General features: G+C 45.5%; 19 protein-coding genes, 1 tRNA gene and 3 pseudogenes. 15 read left to right on the plus strand and 8 right to left on the minus strand.

What is annotated here, in order from left to right:
* Positions 1-51 precede the first annotated feature (51 nt).
* Positions 52-1,496 (plus strand): annotated as a pseudogene (locus JCM11216_RS07395) (cytosine permease).
* A 32-nt stretch (positions 1,497-1,528) separates the two neighbouring features.
* On the opposite strand, the pseudogene JCM11216_RS07400 reads toward JCM11216_RS07395, so the two are convergent.
* Positions 1,529-2,460: pseudogene (locus JCM11216_RS07400) on the minus strand (carbamate kinase).
* Positions 2,461-2,746: 286 nt separating this feature from the next.
* Here JCM11216_RS07400 and JCM11216_RS17725 point away from each other — a divergent pair.
* From JCM11216_RS17725 to JCM11216_RS07435, 10 genes are all read left to right on the plus strand, one after another.
* Positions 2,747-2,926: an H/ACA RNA-protein complex protein Gar1 gene (locus JCM11216_RS17725; protein WP_243675677.1), complete on the plus strand. Its 180-nt coding sequence runs from the start codon at positions 2,747-2,749 to the stop codon at positions 2,924-2,926.
* Positions 2,910-3,029 (plus strand): TFIIB-type zinc ribbon-containing protein, encoded by a 120-nt coding sequence (locus JCM11216_RS17730; protein ID WP_243675722.1) that lies wholly within the window; start codon positions 2,910-2,912, stop codon positions 3,027-3,029. Before JCM11216_RS17725 ends, JCM11216_RS17730 begins: the two co-directional genes overlap by 17 nt.
* The gene (locus JCM11216_RS17735) at positions 3,029-3,094 is read left to right on the plus strand and encodes a hypothetical protein (RefSeq protein ID WP_243675718.1); all 66 of its coding nucleotides are present in this window, start codon (positions 3,029-3,031) and stop codon (positions 3,092-3,094) included. Before JCM11216_RS17730 ends, JCM11216_RS17735 begins: the two co-directional genes overlap by 1 nt.
* 81 nt (positions 3,095-3,175) lie before the next feature.
* Positions 3,176-3,379, plus strand: coding sequence for a hypothetical protein (locus JCM11216_RS17740; RefSeq protein ID WP_243675678.1), 204 nt, complete (start codon positions 3,176-3,178; stop codon positions 3,377-3,379).
* Positions 3,354-3,848, plus strand: coding sequence for a hypothetical protein (locus JCM11216_RS17745; protein WP_243675679.1), 495 nt, complete (start codon positions 3,354-3,356; stop codon positions 3,846-3,848). Before JCM11216_RS17740 ends, JCM11216_RS17745 begins: the two co-directional genes overlap by 26 nt.
* Positions 3,849-4,050: 202 nt before the next feature.
* On the plus strand, positions 4,051-4,482 hold the full coding sequence (locus JCM11216_RS07415; RefSeq protein ID WP_054853786.1) for a hypothetical protein: 432 nt from the start codon (positions 4,051-4,053) through the stop codon (positions 4,480-4,482).
* A 40-nt stretch (positions 4,483-4,522) separates the two neighbouring features.
* Complete coding sequence (gene thpR, locus JCM11216_RS07420; RefSeq protein ID WP_054853787.1) at positions 4,523-5,089, plus strand: RNA 2',3'-cyclic phosphodiesterase; 567 nt, start codon at positions 4,523-4,525, stop codon at positions 5,087-5,089.
* A 361-nt stretch (positions 5,090-5,450) separates the two neighbouring features.
* Positions 5,451-6,509 carry a hypothetical protein gene (locus tag JCM11216_RS07425; protein ID WP_054853788.1) on the plus strand — a complete coding sequence of 353 codons (1,059 nt, stop codon included), beginning with the start codon at positions 5,451-5,453 and terminating at the stop codon, positions 6,507-6,509.
* A 4-nt stretch (positions 6,510-6,513) separates the two neighbouring features.
* The gene (locus JCM11216_RS07430; protein WP_054853789.1) at positions 6,514-7,260 is read left to right on the plus strand and encodes an N-6 DNA methylase; all 747 of its coding nucleotides are present in this window, start codon (positions 6,514-6,516) and stop codon (positions 7,258-7,260) included.
* A 70-nt stretch (positions 7,261-7,330) separates the two neighbouring features.
* Complete coding sequence (locus tag JCM11216_RS07435) at positions 7,331-8,539, plus strand: hypothetical protein (protein WP_054853790.1); 1,209 nt, start codon at positions 7,331-7,333, stop codon at positions 8,537-8,539.
* 260 nt (positions 8,540-8,799) lie between these two features.
* Here the strand turns inward: JCM11216_RS07435 and JCM11216_RS17750 are convergent, their stop codons facing one another.
* Complete coding sequence (locus JCM11216_RS17750) at positions 8,800-9,249, minus strand: fumarylacetoacetate hydrolase family protein (protein ID WP_243675680.1); 450 nt, start codon at positions 9,247-9,249, stop codon at positions 8,800-8,802.
* Positions 9,250-9,265: 16 nt separating this feature from the next.
* Positions 9,266-9,610 carry a hypothetical protein gene (locus JCM11216_RS17755; RefSeq protein WP_243675681.1) on the minus strand — a complete coding sequence of 115 codons (345 nt, stop codon included), beginning with the start codon at positions 9,608-9,610 and terminating at the stop codon, positions 9,266-9,268.
* Between the two features lie 62 nt (positions 9,611-9,672).
* Between JCM11216_RS17755 and JCM11216_RS17760 the strand changes: the two genes are divergently transcribed.
* The gene (locus JCM11216_RS17760; protein WP_243675719.1) at positions 9,673-10,098 is read left to right on the plus strand and encodes an MBL fold metallo-hydrolase; all 426 of its coding nucleotides are present in this window, start codon (positions 9,673-9,675) and stop codon (positions 10,096-10,098) included.
* Positions 10,025-10,480 carry an MBL fold metallo-hydrolase gene (locus tag JCM11216_RS17765; RefSeq protein WP_243675682.1) on the plus strand — a complete coding sequence of 152 codons (456 nt, stop codon included), beginning with the start codon at positions 10,025-10,027 and terminating at the stop codon, positions 10,478-10,480. Before JCM11216_RS17760 ends, JCM11216_RS17765 begins: the two co-directional genes overlap by 74 nt.
* Before the next feature lie 198 nt (positions 10,481-10,678).
* Here the strand turns inward: JCM11216_RS17765 and JCM11216_RS07450 are convergent.
* A tRNA-Leu gene (locus tag JCM11216_RS07450) sits at positions 10,679-10,766 on the minus strand.
* Positions 10,767-10,883: 117 nt separating this feature from the next.
* Between JCM11216_RS07450 and JCM11216_RS07455 the strand changes: the two genes are divergently transcribed.
* On the plus strand, positions 10,884-12,725 hold the full coding sequence (locus JCM11216_RS07455; RefSeq protein WP_054853791.1) for an NEW3 domain-containing protein: 1,842 nt from the start codon (positions 10,884-10,886) through the stop codon (positions 12,723-12,725).
* 82 nt (positions 12,726-12,807) lie between these two features.
* A complete protein-coding gene (locus JCM11216_RS07460) occupies positions 12,808-14,160 on the plus strand; it encodes an MFS transporter (RefSeq protein WP_054853792.1) in 1,353 nt (450 codons plus the stop codon).
* Here JCM11216_RS07460 and JCM11216_RS17770 read toward each other — a convergent pair.
* The 4 genes and pseudogenes from JCM11216_RS17770 to JCM11216_RS07475 all read right to left on the minus strand — a co-directional run bounded on the left by JCM11216_RS17770 (position 14,053) and on the right by JCM11216_RS07475 (position 16,537).
* Entirely contained in the window at positions 14,053-14,781 is a 729-nt protein-coding gene (locus tag JCM11216_RS17770; protein WP_243675683.1) for a hypothetical protein, read from the minus strand. The two genes, JCM11216_RS07460 and JCM11216_RS17770, sit on opposite strands and share 108 nt — an antisense overlap.
* Positions 14,782-14,833: 52 nt before the next feature.
* Positions 14,834-15,124, minus strand: coding sequence for a hypothetical protein (locus JCM11216_RS17775; RefSeq protein WP_243675684.1), 291 nt, complete (start codon positions 15,122-15,124; stop codon positions 14,834-14,836).
* A 53-nt stretch (positions 15,125-15,177) separates the two neighbouring features.
* Entirely contained in the window at positions 15,178-15,525 is a 348-nt protein-coding gene (locus JCM11216_RS07470) for a hypothetical protein (RefSeq protein ID WP_243675685.1), read from the minus strand.
* Between the two features lie 143 nt (positions 15,526-15,668).
* Positions 15,669-16,537: pseudogene (locus tag JCM11216_RS07475) on the minus strand (DUF92 domain-containing protein).
* Positions 16,538-16,628 lie beyond the last annotated feature (91 nt).

The raw sequence follows: 16,628 nt of genomic DNA on the forward strand, positions 1-16,628 counted from the left end.
ATAAGGAAGAGGAATTGGGACTGGTATACATATGCTGCTATTTGGTTCGGTATGGCATTCATAGTGCCCAGCTGGTCCCTGGCAAGTGTTGGTCTGTCCTTTGGCTTGGGTACCTTTGACTCAATACTCCTGGTGTTCCTGGGCAATGCCATAGTGCTGGTGCCAATGATAATACAGAGCCATGGCGGTGCGAGGTACGGCATACCAGAGCCTGTCCTAACGAGGACCAGGTGGGGGGGCGTCTACGGCGCAATATTCCCGAGCTGGATTAGGGCAATCATTGGAGCCGGTTGGTGGGGGGGAATAGAGACCTACATAATGACTGAAGCAGCCGTGGGTATATACGCAATATTGGCCCATAAATTAAGTGTGATAGAGAGCTACGTGGCCCAGGGTAATGCAAGTCCATATACGTTAAGCCTAGCCTTCCCGCAAGTCTTCTGGACAACTTTCGCGGCGATAATACTACTGCAAGTAGCACTGCTCTACTTCTCGCCAGTGCCCGAGGCACAGCCAGCCCTTAAGTGGTTCGCGAGGCTCGCGGCGCCGCTGGTGCTTCTTGGCTTCGTAATACTGTGGTACAACTTCATGAGCTATCCCACTGGAACTTCGGGCAGATATTCTCGATCAAGCCCACGGTGACCGGAATTAATTACTGGATAATGTGGTTCGCATTCCTAAACGCAAACATAGCCTACTGGGCCACAATGGCACTATCAATGCCAGACTACACCAGGTTCGCCAAGAGCCAATTCGCGCAGGCGATTGGTCAGGTGCCTATGCCGTTCATGATGCTTGTAATAGCGGTGCTCGGGGGTCATGACCACGGGAGCCATAGAGCAGGTATACCACGTAGCTATTTGGGACCCAATACTAGCATCAACACTATACCTAAGCCCAACACTCGCAATACTACTAAACGCATTGTTCTTACTAGCCACGTTTTCCGTGAACGTATTTGCAAATACTGTTGGACCAGCGTATGACTTCGCGAACACATTTCCGAGGAAACTAACATGGTTCAGGGGGAGCGTTGATCGTGATCGCAGTTTCAATAGCGCTTGGTGCGTGGACGTATTACGGCTCGGCATACGGCTACCTATATAATTGGTTACTGACGTATGGTGGGTTGCTGGGGGTCTGTTGAGGGTATCATAATATTTGACTACGCATTAATAAGACGCTTCAGGTTTGAGTTAACCGATGTATTCTGGAGCAGGGGGGGCAGGTTTAGGTACTGGAGAGGTATCAACCCGGCGGCTTTTATTACCTTCATAATTGTGGAGTTCATAATCTATGCACCCTTCATACCATATCACGACATAATATTTAGTAACTCATGGTTACTATCCTTCCTACTATCGGGATTAATATACGTGCCGCTAATGACGCAGTGGGTCATACCCAAATACCAACCCGAATTGAGGGGCTCGGTATTTAAAGGAGGTTATGCAAGTAATGAAGTGCTAACAGTATTTAACAATAAAGAAACGTGATACAGCCCTCAAAATAAAACCCATTTTAAATGTCAAAAGGCTTTCTTAGGCACGATCCTTGTCCCCACTAAACCCTTAATCACGTCTCTAGCCCTACCCAGCGGTCCTATGTACGCAGCCTTCCCACCACCCTTAATGAACCTGATAACCGCTAGAACCTTCGGCCCCCCCATACTACCTGGCGGGAATTGACCTTCATTATAGTACCTCTCGAGTTCGCCGACCGTGACCTCCGTCAACCTTACCTGATTAGGCTTCTTATAATTGATGTATACGTAATCCACGTCAGTCAGTATTAATAGGTAATCAGCATTAATGGCATTAGCAAGTACTTGGCTCGCTAAGTCCTTATCGATAACCGCATCAACACCCCTAACCTCACCATTGCTGATGATTGGTATTCCGCCGCCACCCACGGCTATGGGCACGTAACCCTCCCTTAATAATAGTCTCACCAAGTCAAGCTCCATAGTGCCCACGGGCTCCGGTGATGGTACAACCCTCCTAAACCCACCACGCATATCCCACTTAAAGACCCAACCTCTCTCCTTCGATAATTTATCCGCGGTTTCCTTATCATATATCGGGCCTATGTATTTCGTGGGGGGTTTTGAAAGGCTGGGTCATTTTTATTAACGATTGACCGTGAAATAACAATGACGGGACTCCGCCGAATACCCCGCCGCAGGAACTCATTGGTCAAGGCATTGGCTATTAAGTAGCCCATCCAACCCTCGGTGGCTGCGTCGATCATATCAAGGCTCAGGTAATCACTAACCCTCTCGGCAAGCAAACCGGCCTGTGGTCCATTACCATGGGTAACGACTACGTCAAAGCCCTCTTCGATCATGTCAGCGACGTCACCTGCCGCAAGCTTAACCCGTTCCCACTGTTCCTCAGGCGAACCAACCTTACCACCCTCTCTTGCGAAGGCGTTCCCACCCAGTGCAATTACAGCAAGCACGCGGTATTACCGTTATACGTATTTATATTTATTATGCACTATTGCACATACTACACATGGTGTCTAAACTTAAGTGTATACGTGTTTTATTATTCCTTACCTGATATTGTTGTAATACAACGGTATTTCCAATGATGAAAAGCATTACTTTTAAATATTGTATACGACGTATACGTTAGATGCTCAAGAAGATAGGTGATATCATGCATTTATCCCACGATGGGAGATTCGTGATAAGGTTATCGTTAATTCCCCCCCACTCGGTATTACAGTTTATGACTATACAATGAAGAGACTGGGGGGGTCTCTCTACGACATTATTGGTCCTGTAAATTCGCCCTACGGTCTAGTTAAGCTGGATCCTCAACTGTCGAGGCCTGAGGACTTCGTGGGTAAGTCCGCTTATGTCAGAGACGTAGATATGAGGAAAAGGAGGGGGGGTGGTGGACATGGTCACGGCAAATAATCTCATTAAGGCTGAGAAGCTCGTGTGTCCTAACTGTGGATCTACGGACATAGTCTTTGACCGGAAAGGGGGGGCGAATTGGTTTGTAGGCATTGTGGCTTAGTGATTGAGGAGCATGTCATGGATTTAGGACCCGAATGGAGGCATTCAGCGGCGAGGAGGCACTAGCCCATGAGAGGCTAAGCCAATAAGCCTGCACTGCCCGGTCAGGGCCTTGGCAATTCCATAATCAGTGTAAGGCATAACTTAATGCTTCATAACAAGTTAAGGGCGTTAATTAGGCTCAATAGGTATAATCAGTATCAATATACCGAGAGAAGAATTGCAGAGCTCCTTGATGTGATTAAGCCCGTTAAGTATGAACTAAACCTGCCCGATAATGTCATTGAGGAAGCCCTAGTCCTATTTAGGCAATTGGCGAGTAGGCATGACCTCAGGGGGCGTCAGGACTAAGGACCTGGCCTTAGTCCTACTCTACGTGGCCTGCAAGAGATCTAAGGTTGTTTGTACGCTCCGTGATTTAAGGAACGCCCTAAATGTCGAGAAAAGCAAGAGGATTAGCAGGCTCCTTGGTCTTGTTAGGCAGGTAATTGGCAATAATGACGTTGTTGTGAAGAGTCAGGAGGAGCTGGGTAGATTTCTCCAGAGGGTTATCAATGCCCTTAAGCTGAATGAAGACATTAGGTACCACGTGACAAAGCTGGCCATGGAGATCATTAACGAGGGGGGGCAACGTAGACGCCTAACCAATGGCAGGACATTTTACGCGCTTGTGGCTTCTGCGGTTTACATAGCCGTGACTCTAATGGGCGTTAGGAAGAGGCAGCGTGATGTTGCTGAAGCCTCTGGCGTCACTGATGTGACCATTAGGAACCGCTATAAGGAAGTCATATCTAAGATAGATATTGTTATTGAGGTTTGATGGTGAATCAACGTTATTTCATTAAAATTAAACTGGGTTCTATCCCTTGATTATCTTCATATTACTGAGGTCGCATCGTATTTAGAGGTAGGGGGGGCCTTATTTGGGTTGGTGCGTATAACGGGGTACTTTAAACCAGGGAGGTAATTACCTGAAGTAATGATTAGAAATTTTTTAAAGGGTGATTTTGTTGCCTTTGTTCGTGAGTAGTGGCGTATCATCATTAATTAGGGAATTGAGTGATAAGGAGACTAAAATCCTTGAGGAGATTTATAAGGCCGGTGGCGAGATCATGCTCAGGGATATTTGGAGGGTCATGGGTATCAAGAGTAAGGCTGGCATGCCATTCATAACTAAGCTCGAGAAGAAGGGCTTACTTGCTAAGGAGAATGTTGGCAGTGGCAAGAGGGTCATGTATAAGGTAAGGTTGACGGAACTAGGCATGGCCGTGGCCAGGGAATTAACGGAAGCCGGGTCATTAATGAAGGTCCTCACGTATGACCTGCTGACCAGGATACCTTGCTTCTACTGCCCGTACATCGACATCTGCGGGACAACCGATGAAATAACGCCTGAGAAGTGTGAGTATCTTAATAAGTGGATTTATGAGATGGTTAAGAGGGGGGGTGTCTAATAGTTAAAATTAAATTAATCACCGTATTAACAATAGGTTAATGTCCAGGGAGTTATATAGGGTATTCATTGCCGTGGATCTAACGGACCAATTAAAGGAACCAATAATTAAGATGCAGAGGGAGTTCATGAGTGCTGGAGTCGACATGAAGCCCGTGGAGCCCGAGAACCTACACATAACCCTGAGGTTCATTGGCGAAGTAAGCAGGGAGCTTGTTGAGGAGTTGAAGAAGAGACTCAACAATGTTAGGTATAATCAATTCACAATGCATATTAGGGGGATTGGGGCATTCCCAAACATAGAGAGGCCAAGGGTTATTTGGGTCGGCATTGAGGAGGGCGCGAGGGACTTGATGAACCTGCATGAATTAATAATGAAGTTCACGGGAGACATTGGTGAGAGGGATGAGAGGGGCTTTGTACCGCACCTAACCATTGCCAGGGTTAAGTACGTTAGGAATAGGGACAGGTACATGGAGGTTGTTAGGAAGTATGAGAATATGGACTTCGGAACGCAGTTGGTGGATTCTGTGAAGCTGAAGAGGAGTGTGTTGACGCCAAAGGGGGGGCCGATATACAGTGATTTAATGACAATAAGACTATCATGATTAAAATACTGGACTCCCAGGTATCTTAACCTTATGTTGCTTACTCCTTAATTTATGATAGTGATACCCGGAAAGAGTACCAATACAATAAATGCACCAATACCGGCCAAAATCCCCCCCGGGTTGGTTATGGCGCGATTAATTTGGTGCTGTATCGAACTACGTATACTGCCAATTACAGCTTTTATTTAGTTTGATTTGTAACAACCTAATACAAATGCTCATTTTAATAGCATTTAAGGATCGGCATGGTGATACTGATATAATATTGATTGGGTTAAAGATAGTATTAATAAACGTGATTATGGTTTTCCATAAGACGGTTAGTGTAAGATGTGGGAATGGTGTTGGGTGATTTCGCATGAGTATTCGAATTACTGAGCGTAGTCTCTACCCAATTATTATTAATGTTCTTAGGGATATTGCTGGGAAGTACGGTATCAGCATATCCGGTGTTCAGGAAATCAGCCTCCCCAATAGGTCCTTTCCAGATATTTGGCTTCGTATCGATAATTATAAAGTACTTATTCAGGTTAAGATAGATACTACGGAGAAGATAATCGATGATATTGCTAAGACATACCCAATAGCCAGGCAATTGGGTTTTGACCTAATTGGAATACTGTTTCCAAAGGATATTAGGCAGGTAAGACCTGAGGAACTTGAGAAGGTAGGCCCTAATCTGAGGGTTTCCCGAGGCCTGGTCCTAACGGCTTGGCAGGGCATTGATTTAGAGGATGTGACGCTCTACGGGCTTATCGAAACCGTGGTTAAGGGCCTAGTTGAGTTTAGGCGTGTGCAGGTGCCATTAATTGATTATTTAACGATTGCGAGGATTACCAGGGAGACTATTGAGGAACTTGCGGTAACCCTGAGGGGGGGATTAACCGGCATTAAGCAATACTTCGATGGGACCCAGGCAATCATTGGTAGCTTTGATTATTACAGGGCCATGCTCGAGGACTTTTTAAATGAGGAGGAAATGAGGATTTACACAGCCGATATAATGGCTTACCTACTCGCCCTTCAATTACTGTTCCTACATATTGTATCCAGGAGGGTTTACAATAAGGTAGTATTGCCTGAGGTGCAAAACCCACTGTCTCCAGATGAGTATAGTGATTTCATTGATAGGCTCTATAATAGTATTATCACTTCAGGTAAGGATGTACTAAGCGATTACCATAAGATACTGGGGTCAATACTCCACATGCTCGATATCCTTAGGGCATTAAAGACGCTAGAGCCTAATTCCTACATAAGGATAAGCCAGGTATTGGCTAAGTACGTGTATACCTTCTACCCATTAAGACCTGAGCACGTTAAGGAGGAGCTCTTTGGCAGAATATATCAATTTGGGCTACCGCCAGAAACTAGGAAAAACCTGGGCGCCTTCTTCACAAAGCCCCCAGGCAGCTAAGGTATTGGCTAATTTAGCCATTGAGAAGTGGGATGACAAGGTTCTCGATCCAGCCTGCGGATCAGGCACACTATTGGCTGAGGCATACCAGGCCAAGCTTAGGAAAGCCAAAGAGCAGGGTATTAGCATTCCTGAGGATAGGCTTCATGAGATCTTCCTTAGGGAGCATATTGTTGGTATTGACGTTATGCAGTTCGCCAAGGAGTTAACAACAATAAACCTGGCGTTGCAGAATCCATTCGTTAAGGTTGAGCCAAGGGTATTTGCTGGTGATGGTATTGAAAAGATGGTACATGCTGAAAAGGTAATAGGCGATGACCCATCATCGGAAAACATCGAAAGATACTTACGTGAATCCCAGGAGGAGTATATGAAACTGACTCTACCGCATGAGGGATTTGATGTTGTTATAATGAATCCACCATTCACGAGGTGGGAAGAAAGAATTCCTGAGAGGGAAAAGGGAAAATTAGTGAGAATGCTTGGTAACATAATTTCAGGCGGTAGGATAGGCTATTGGGCATTCTTTTTCGCGGCCTCGGACAACGTGATTAGACCTGGTGGAAAAATAGCCGCAGTAACTCCTGAGGAGTTTTTCTCGGGCCGTACGGCAATAAGCGTTAGAGAATACCTACTTGGCAGGAGGGGGGGGTATGCACTGAGGTATGTGGTTAGGAGTGCTGTGGAGACCGCCTTTAGTGAGGGTGCGCACTATAGAGATTACTTGGTTGTGCTAGAAAAGGGGGGGTGACCCGGCCAGGGATTACCTGGTCTTCATAATCCTGAAAAGACGAATTGAGGAGCTAACGGATGGTGACATCATGAGACTTATGAATGATATAAGGACGCTCGGTCAGGGTGGGCATCATCGTTCGATCTCCAGCGATTTCTTTGACGTGGTTATTATTCACGATGTTTCGAGGCTCATAACCAGGTTTGTGGATAATTTAAAACCAATCGTGGGATTTAATAGCCCAAACGCCCAAAAGCTATTTCTGGAATTACTTGATACGATTGGGTCCTTTCCCAAGCTTTCTGACGTGGCCGAGATAATCACTTATTGGCCCGGGAAATATAGGGGGCACGGTGAGGGTGTTGAGGATTACGCAAGGAGACTTTTTATTGCAAGATACGGCGCCAGAGGTAAAATCAGTTTCCGGCTTGTTAATGAGGATAGGGATAGGGTTGTGATCAAGTTGGGTAACACAGACGTGAAAAGAGGCATTGATAGGAAATACCTAGTGCCAAGCCTGAGGACTGCATCTAATGTTAGGCACTTCGATATCACGGGTGAAAGCGAATTTGCGTTGGTGGATGAGCACGCACTAGAAGATGATGATTGGAAGGCAGCGGGCCTTAATGATGGCAGAAGGAGGCGTAGTGCTATATATGATGTTCGTGAAGCCTACAGAGATAAGGCGAGCAGGACTTTAATAACGTATAGGGTCAGGATAACGTCACCAAACGTTTATTGGCTCGTCTTTCATGCCAATTATCCCATCATTTACACAGCCACCACCTTAGGTTTAAGGTTGAAGGAATACGGTGCTAAGGACATTAACGATGCTTTAAAATACGAGAAAATACTAACCCTATACTTGAATAGCGCATTTACATTAATTCAATTACTTGCATATCACGTGGAGACCGAGGGCGCTTGGATACGCCTTGACACCGATAGGGTTTGGAGTAATGTGATTGTTCCAAGTATTTACGATTTAAAGTATGAATTAGTGAATAGGGCGTTCTCCATATATGACAAGGTAAGTAAGATGGACGTCCCTCCACTGTATGATAGGATTAAGAGTGGGGATTCTACGCAGAGAACCATTGATGAGTTAGTTATAGATATGCTAGGTCTTGGTGATGGGTGGAAGTCAAGATTAAATGACCTGTATAGGGCCATCGGTGAGGAATTTGAGTACATGCAGAGAATACTCGAGAGCAATAGAGACACAAAAAGAAGGAGAACTGAGGAGGAAGAGGAGGAAGGTGGGAAACAACAGACAAGTCTCGATATGTTCTTTTAAGTAATCGAAAATAAATTACGAAATAAGTCAATGGGCAGGGTACTTCATCATTAATAACTGGTTATGGTAATGGATCGCGATGATCCATTTTAAGCGCTAAAAATAAGCGTCACAACTCACTTAATCACCCTATTGATTAAAGTCCCAATCTTCTCCACGTACAACTCCACGGTATCGCCCGGCCTTAGCTTCGCCCAATGTCAAGCCCAGTACACCCAGACACAGTGCCGCTTCCAAATACGTCTCCTGGCCTCACGTACTCACTCATTGATACGTAGGATATCATATCCCCCAAAGTCCCACTGCATATCCTCTATCTTCGTATCACACCAAGTCTCTCCATTAACCTTAGCATAAACTCTTAGGCCCTTTATGTCGGGTAGTTCATCCCTCGTGACGATCCAGGGACCAAGCCCATTAGCAAAGTCCTTGCTCTTACCTGGACCAAGCAGGAGCCTCAGCTCCACCGCCTCCAACTCCCTGACGCTGAAGTCGTTAAATATCGTGTAACCAATAATTAATTCGTAAGCCCTATCCTTACTCACGTCCCTACCCTTCTTATACGTTATCGCGGCCACCTCAAGCTCGAAGTCTAAGGTTTTAGCATAACTCGGCCATGGCACATCTTCCATATGTCCATAGAATATGGCTGGGTCACCCTTATAGTAAGTCGGCACTTTAAACCACTCCTCAGGTACCCTGGTGCCCATTCTCCTTGATGATGCCTCAACATGGCCCCCTAAAGGCGAGGAAGTCCCTAAGCATGTTAGCCCTGGTCAATGGAGCCTTCAACTTTACATCGCTAATTAATCTCATCACGGCAATCTCCCTATGTCTCTTCACCCAATCAATAACGCTATTGATTAGTTTCAATCCTTCATCACCTGACTGCAGGACACCCAACATATCAGGCGGCAGAACCGCACCGCAGTACCTCTCTGCATATTGCTCATCCTCACCCCTATCAATAAGCATCGCATAGCAATTATCATTTAAATCAACGACGTATCTATCATCAAGCAATACTCCGGATCTAACTCTACCATCCTTCAAGTAACTAAGTAGTTTCATTGATATATTGTACAATTAATAAAACTTATAAGTTTTATTTGAATTATTATTCATTGAAAAACATGGAATGGCAGACAGGCCTTATCGAACTTGATAAGGGCATCTACGCATACATACAACCCAGGGGGGGTATCTGGTTCATCGCAAATGCAGGCCTAATAGTTGGTAGGGATTTCTCCATAGTCATTGACTCATTAACAAACGAGAAAATGGCCATGGATTTCCTATCAAGCATAAGGAAAGTCACGGACAAGCCAATACGGTTTCTAATCAATACCCATTACCATGGTGATCACACATGGACCAATCACCTATTCAATGCGGTAACGATATCCCACGTAAACACGAGAAGGCTCATTGAGGAGGAAATGAGGACAAACGTGATAGGGCTTTACGAGAAGTTATTCCCCCGAAATGGATTTCAGCGGTGCCAGGTATACACCGCAGGACCTGGTCTTTTCGGAATCGCTCACGCTCTATGCGGGTGATAGGGCAATCGAGGTTAAGTACATTGGGTATCCGGCGCATACCGTCGGTGATGTCTATGTTTACATACCAGACTCCAGGGTTGTATTCACGGGTGACCTATTGTTTGCCGAACCATGCACACCCTTTGTACTATTTGGTTCAGTCTCAGGATCAATAGAGGCCCTTGATCGTTTGGCTTCATTAAATGCCGATATTTACGTGCCTGGCCACGGCCCCCCCGTGTCGTACGGTAGGAAGGCACTGTACAGGGCGAGGGATTACCTAGTGTACATTAGGATGAGGCCTGGAGATACTTTAAGGAGGGCTTGTCATTTTATGAGGCTACCCAGAGGATCGATCTCATGGAATTCGCTAATTGGTACGATAAGGAGAGGATCGTAGGTAATATAGCAAGAGCCTATAGCGAATTCAGTGGCGAAAAGCCAGGGACGCCGCTGCAAAATCTCAATGAGGTGATAATTAAAATGAATGAATATAGAATTGCTCATATGAAATAATAAAATAAAGCAAGTTTAGCCCATAAATACATACGAACTTTCCTATTAATTATTAAGGATTTTCCATTTTCAATTATTGGTGCGGGGGGGGTGGGATTTGAACCCACGCAGGCCTTCGCCAACGGGACCTAAACCCGTCCCCCCCTTTGACCTGGCTCGGGCACCCCCCCCGCAAGCTCATTATTCATTGTCCTTGGTTTATTAATTTTTTGTACGTACTTTTCATCGATATCTATTCGATAACTGAGAATGGTTTTTAAAGAGGGGGGTCTGCCTTGTGTGTTTCGATGGATCCGATATCACTATCTATAATAGTACTGGCCCACTGGTTACTTAATCAACCTGTGGCACCTGGTGAGGACTCATACCTAGTGTTCACTGTGTTCAACCCAACGCAGACCTACCTATTCAACATGACCATAACCATAAACTCATCATTAATAACGCCGATTTACTACGTTAACTCATCATCAAATTACTGCCAAATACCCGTTGTACCACCTGAGGGTAATAGTTCGTGCATTGTCTATGTACAGGTTGATCCTGACGTGCCCATGGGCATATACGAAGTTCCTATAACGGTTAATTACACCGAGGTTAACATAACGACTACCGTTAAGCCCCTCATTACTTATCAGACTATTTCGATTCCAGTAACCACCCTAGTCACCACCATGCTTTATAATAATACGCCAATAATCACCGGGGGGGTCAAGACCGTGCCTGTGACCATACAGATACCAACAGTAATGGGGGGGTCGATACCCTCAATAACCACTTCCCAGTCCTCAGAGAGTGTTAATACGAACGTTTCCATCCCCATACTTGGTTATACCGGTTTTGAGGCGACGGCCATGATAGGTACGCCAGATAATGTGGTTCAGGCATTACCTGGGTCCTACGTGCCCATTACGATATACCTAACTAACTACGGAAATACCCCTGTCTATAATGTCACGGTTACCCTACTATCAGCACCACCGCAGCTCGATATAGTAAACACCACGCAACACCTTCCAGCCCTACCGCCAGGCCAACCAGTGCCATTGACATTTTACGCATACGTGCCCAGTTACATACCGCAGGGTAACTACACACTGGAGCTCAGGGTTGATTACTTCACGGGCGTTGATGATATGATCAACGCAACACTGGTGGTTCCTCAGGAACCCATTGTCTATATTCAGTCCATAGCCACAAACCCACCCGAGGTATTCCAGAGCTACCCAATGGCTCAGTTAATACTGAGCATTGTTAATATTGGGTCTGGGATTGCCTATAACGCTGCGCTCTTCATAAATGGTTCAGGCGTGTCACCATTAATAAGTATGCCGTTGATACTCGGTGCAATACCACCTGGCCAGCCGATACAGTTAACTGTGCCCATAAGCCTACCAAGCGATCCAGGTAATTACACGGTGGGCATATCCATAACATATGACGGTGGTTCAACAACGAGGTATTTCCAACTAAATGTAAGGCCTAGGGCGAACCTAATTGTTGTGGGTGTTAGTTATCCACAGCCACCAACCCCCCCATCAGACCTAGGTGCACTACTCAGTACGATTACATCACCAACATTATCACCTGGTGCTTCTAAGGTTCCAATAACAATCACGATAATGAATGAGGGACCAGTCGAGGCTAAGAACGTGATGGTGACTATATCCACGGGCCAGGTAATACAGCCTCACGTATCATCGAGCAACCCACTTTCGGCATTAACGGCATCAGAGGCATTCATTGGTGATCTAGAACCGGGTCAGGAGATAAACGTGACTTTCCTGGTGGATGTTGATTCAAACGCTAGACCTGGCACCTATCCCTTGGTGCTGACTTTCGTGTGGAATCAGACGGGTTCGCTATACCCATTAACTGAGTCTGTGACGACCTACGTAACGGTAAAGCCAGCACCAAATGTTTTGCTTTGGATTGTTCTCATACTAATAATAGTCGTGATTGTAATAGGCATATTCGCAGCCATAAGGAGACGTAGGTCGGGCAATAATAACCGTGGGCTGCAGGTCTCCTACGGCAACCAGGGACCAGGTAATTACCAGAGCAGGCTAGTGAATTATGAAGTGCTCTGTGGCGGTGATGGTGGGTGCGTGGACGTGGAGTTGGTCTAGAGGGCGAGTATGACGTTGCTATGCATGGCGTGCAACGGCGATACTGGTCACACTAACACTTGTTGTTATGTATACAGAGGGTATGTTGGTACCATCACTACCGACTATTCAAAAGGACATGAACATATCCACCGCCGACGCCTCCTGGATACTATCCATATACATCCTCATGGGTACATTATCCTCGGCAATAATGGGTAAGCTTGGTGATATGTTTGGGAAGAAGAGAATGCTCATGGTAACGATGATTACGTACACAATTGGTGCCCTCATTACGGGATTCTCAACAAACTACGGAATGCTCCTGGTGGGTAGGGCATTACAGGGCGTTGGCATGGCAATGATGCCCCTAGCCTTCGCCCTAGTTAGGGAGGAGTTCCCACCGCGTATGATACCGCAGGTCCAGGGATTAATAAGCGCCATGTTTGGCGTTGGTATGGCGGTGTCGCTACCACTCGGTGCCTATGTTTCTCAAACCCTTGGCTGGCAGGCCACGTATCACACAGTCTACCCATTTATATTGATTGAGGACTTAATGGTTTACCTATACATCAGGGAAAGCAGGATTAGGAACCCACAGCCGATTGACTGGGTCGGCTTATTCCTACTCTCTGCATCATTAGCCAGTGGTTTAATAGCCGTGACGGATGCGCCGACCTATGGCTGGACTGACCCATTAGTAATATCATTACTCATACTCTTTGTGCTTGGCTTTGGAGTATTCATACTATATGAAACAACAGTTAATTATCCACTGGTTCCTATTAACCTATTGGGCAATAGAAATGTCATGGCGGCCAACATAGGCGTTGCCCTGGCTGGTTTCGCCCTATTCCTAATGGCTCAGGCCCTAACATACCTGCTCGAGTCACCTCAACCACTTGGATATGACCTGTCAATACTGAATGCAGGTATTATGATGATACCCATGGCCGTTGTCCAAATGATAGTTGCGCCGATAGCTGGTAGAGTCATTACGAGTCTCGGCGCAAAGAAGTTGGCGGTTATTGGTTCATCAATAGCCATAATCGGCCTATTAATGCTAACATACACGGCATTTTATGGCTTATCATACGTGATAGGGTCAATGTCTGTGTTATCTGCCGGTATTAGTATGGTTAATGTTGCCGTAATAAACATACTGGTGTTCTCAGTGGGTAGGAGGAACATGGGCTTAGCCACGGGCTTAAATTCCGTGTTTAGGAACATAGGCGGTGCATGGGGACCAGCGGTGGCTGGTTCGTTAATGAGTATGTACCAGGCCTCGGTACTAATCTCATTAAGGCCATTACTATGGATAACATTACCTGCCAAGTTCTCCTATCAATTAATGTTCATTATAACTACGGTTCTCTACGTAATGGCAATAATAGTCATTGTGACATTGACACGCGAGGTATTCGTGAAGGGTGAAATAAGGGCTCTCGAGGCTTAGGTACTTGACCAACCAATGAAGTAGTCCCAACCCCCTATACCTAAGTATTGAGCCTTTAAAATAAACACCGTTACCATCCTCAACAGTTGCAAACGGCTTAAACCCGAGCCCCTCAAACTCAGGTATGCAATTCCCTTTTATTGAGAATACTGGTAGGAATTCCTCACCGCCATTAAACACTACCTCCTCAATATTGATGCCCGTGATACTACTTACGGAGTTTAGGAACTCATCATTAACAGGTAATTCATTGACCACTATCTTAACGCCACCATCTATAGACATGGTCCAGAGTACCTTGCCAAGCCCATCACTTGAGTCCATACTAGCTGAAATACAGTCCCTATACCGCAGTAGGTCATTTAACATGCCCAACTCAGGCTTAGGTCTCCTCAATATTTCAATACCTTCCCTAACGGCTTTTATATCAATCCACTTATCAAGCTCGTTGTTATAGTATAATTTGAAGACAAGGCCCGTATAGCCAAAGCCAGGTCTTGTAACTAATGCGTCACCAACTCTGGGTTTCCTACCTATAATACCAGCCAATGGCTTACCCACGGCGGTGACGTCGATCACGTCGTCAAGACCCTCATTCAAATCGCCGCCGAGGTACTTCACACCTAGGTAATTGGCTCCCTCCTTAAGTCCATTAATCAGTTCCCTGAACTCATCAATATCTGAGTCGCCCCCTCATTGTTATGGAGACGACAGCATAAAGCGGCCTGCTTAACTTTACAAGGAAGTCACTGCCCACCGCAGCCATGGCCTTCCAACCCATGTCAAAGTAGGTCATGAAGGGCATTCTGGATGTTGATAGCGAGAGGCCATCAACCTTTATGGCTAAGGTATTACCATCAATTTCCATGAACTCTAGGTCATTATCCTCACTGGTATTAATGATATTCCTAATGATACTTATTAAGTTCGTTTCCCCAACACCCTTTAATGGCTTCCTAACCATAGGTAGAAGCGCGCTCATTGAGAGTTATAAGGAATTAGTGTTTTATGGCTAAATCACTGGGTCACTTCCTCAAGGAACTTTAAAACATCCTCAGGACCACTACTCTGTTTAATCAATCCCCCCCAAAGCTTTGAATCCCTACATAACCTATACCTAATAATACTCCTACTACTGTCAACCTGCAGATAACCAGAATCGCTAAGTTGCTTAAGTACGTGCTTAACAAGCGTGAGCACCACGGGTATTGCGTCATTAAATTCGGCATACTCGAGTATCTTTTTAGGTGTGAAGCTCACGCAGGTACCCCCCCTTGCGTACTTAACAGCCACCCACAGGCCCCCCCTCGCGACCAACTCCTCGATTTTCTTGAAATCTGCGTAAATATTTGTTATCTGGGTCATTAAGTAGACGTAGACAGCTGGATTTAAAGGGTTCATGATTAGGTACGTATACGTAATAGCCCTGTATATCCAGGCATAAATATGCAATAAATATGCCTGTACCTAGGGCTTCCCATGGGGGGGCATAAATAACTACCCACGGCTTATAAATTAGTTAGAATCATGTGAGGACCCGCTAATAATAAAGCAGTTATTGATGAAGCCACAATCACTGCCGATACGAGTAAGTTTACATCCTCATTCTCAAGGTCATAACTACCCATAATCCTTATAGTCCTCTCGCCACACACGTGAACCTCCCTATCAGTCATGACACCACACCTTGGGCATCTATACTTAGGCTGAAATAACGCTCCAAAGATACTATCAAGAACCTCACCTAAATAGCCAAGGACCAGGACTATTACGGTAAGCCAGGTATTCACGGAATTAATATAACCCAGGGACTTGAGTAAATACTGAATTCCTAAGTACGTAAGTGCTATCGTGGACGAACCGAGAAATGAGCTTAGCTCTCCTAGCAATGTAACGCCACCAGATACTCCAGGGTCCACGGTAATCCAGGGCCTCGTTATTAACCTTGGCCTTGACTTACTAAGAACGCCTAACTCGGAGGCCCAGGTATCTGCATTTGAATAGCGATGCCCGTTACCGCAGCCGTGGAGAATAATTGATACATCGATACGTCATGGCTTAGGTAAGCCATGCCGGCGAGTAATGCCAATGCACTGGGTATTAGGCCAACAGCTAATACCTGCTTCCAATTTCTCCCTCTAACGTCCTCCGCCGTCCCAAGTTCCTCCTTTCTCTCAACACCGATTTTGGTAAGGGCGCTCGAGCTGCCCAGGAAGACTATGAATGGTACTATTGAGGAGGGCCCGCCGAGCAGTATCATGAAGCCCACGAGCGCCGATGGTATAACAGCGTCCCTCGTTATTACCTTGATTCTCAGGGCAGCGTATGTTAATGCTAATGATATGATTAATGCCGCAATTACAATTAATGAATACATAATTGCCACATTGACTATACTCATAATTTGTTCATGCATCAGTTAAATACTCAATAAGGTTTTTTAAGTATTATTTCAATAACTTAGGGAT

This window comes from Vulcanisaeta distributa JCM 11216 (genome assembly GCF_001315985.1).
In the GTDB taxonomy this organism is placed as follows: domain Archaea; phylum Thermoproteota; class Thermoprotei; order Thermoproteales; family Thermocladiaceae; genus Vulcanisaeta; species Vulcanisaeta distributa_E.

Bases quoted from the DNA above. Each gene is read 5' to 3' on its own strand.
- JCM11216_RS17725 (WP_243675677.1), top strand. From the start codon at position 2,747: ATGAAGAGACTGGGGGGGTCTCTCTACGACATTATTGGTCCTGTAAAT.
- JCM11216_RS17730 (WP_243675722.1), top strand. From the start codon at position 2,910: ATGGTCACGGCAAATAATCTCATTAAGGCTGAGAAGCTCGTGTGTCCT.
- JCM11216_RS17740 (WP_243675678.1), top strand. From the start codon at position 3,176: ATGCTTCATAACAAGTTAAGGGCGTTAATTAGGCTCAATAGGTATAAT.
- JCM11216_RS17745 (WP_243675679.1), top strand. From the start codon at position 3,354: ATGACCTCAGGGGGCGTCAGGACTAAGGACCTGGCCTTAGTCCTACTC.
- thpR (WP_054853787.1), top strand. From the start codon at position 4,523: ATGTCCAGGGAGTTATATAGGGTATTCATTGCCGTGGATCTAACGGAC.
- JCM11216_RS07425 (WP_054853788.1), top strand. From the start codon at position 5,451: ATGAGTATTCGAATTACTGAGCGTAGTCTCTACCCAATTATTATTAAT.
- JCM11216_RS07435 (WP_054853790.1), top strand. From the start codon at position 7,331: ATGAGACTTATGAATGATATAAGGACGCTCGGTCAGGGTGGGCATCAT.
- JCM11216_RS17750 (WP_243675680.1), bottom strand. From the start codon at position 9,249: ATGGGCACCAGGGTACCTGAGGAGTGGTTTAAAGTGCCGACTTACTAT.
- JCM11216_RS17755 (WP_243675681.1), bottom strand. From the start codon at position 9,610: ATGAAACTACTTAGTTACTTGAAGGATGGTAGAGTTAGATCCGGAGTA.
- JCM11216_RS17760 (WP_243675719.1), top strand. From the start codon at position 9,673: ATGGAATGGCAGACAGGCCTTATCGAACTTGATAAGGGCATCTACGCA.
- JCM11216_RS17765 (WP_243675682.1), top strand. From the start codon at position 10,025: ATGGATTTCAGCGGTGCCAGGTATACACCGCAGGACCTGGTCTTTTCG.
- JCM11216_RS07455 (WP_054853791.1), top strand. From the start codon at position 10,884: ATGGATCCGATATCACTATCTATAATAGTACTGGCCCACTGGTTACTT.
- JCM11216_RS07460 (WP_054853792.1), top strand. From the start codon at position 12,808: ATGTTGGTACCATCACTACCGACTATTCAAAAGGACATGAACATATCC.
- JCM11216_RS17775 (WP_243675684.1), bottom strand. From the start codon at position 15,124: ATGGTTAGGAAGCCATTAAAGGGTGTTGGGGAAACGAACTTAATAAGT.
- JCM11216_RS07470 (WP_243675685.1), bottom strand. From the start codon at position 15,525: ATGACCCAGATAACAAATATTTACGCAGATTTCAAGAAAATCGAGGAG.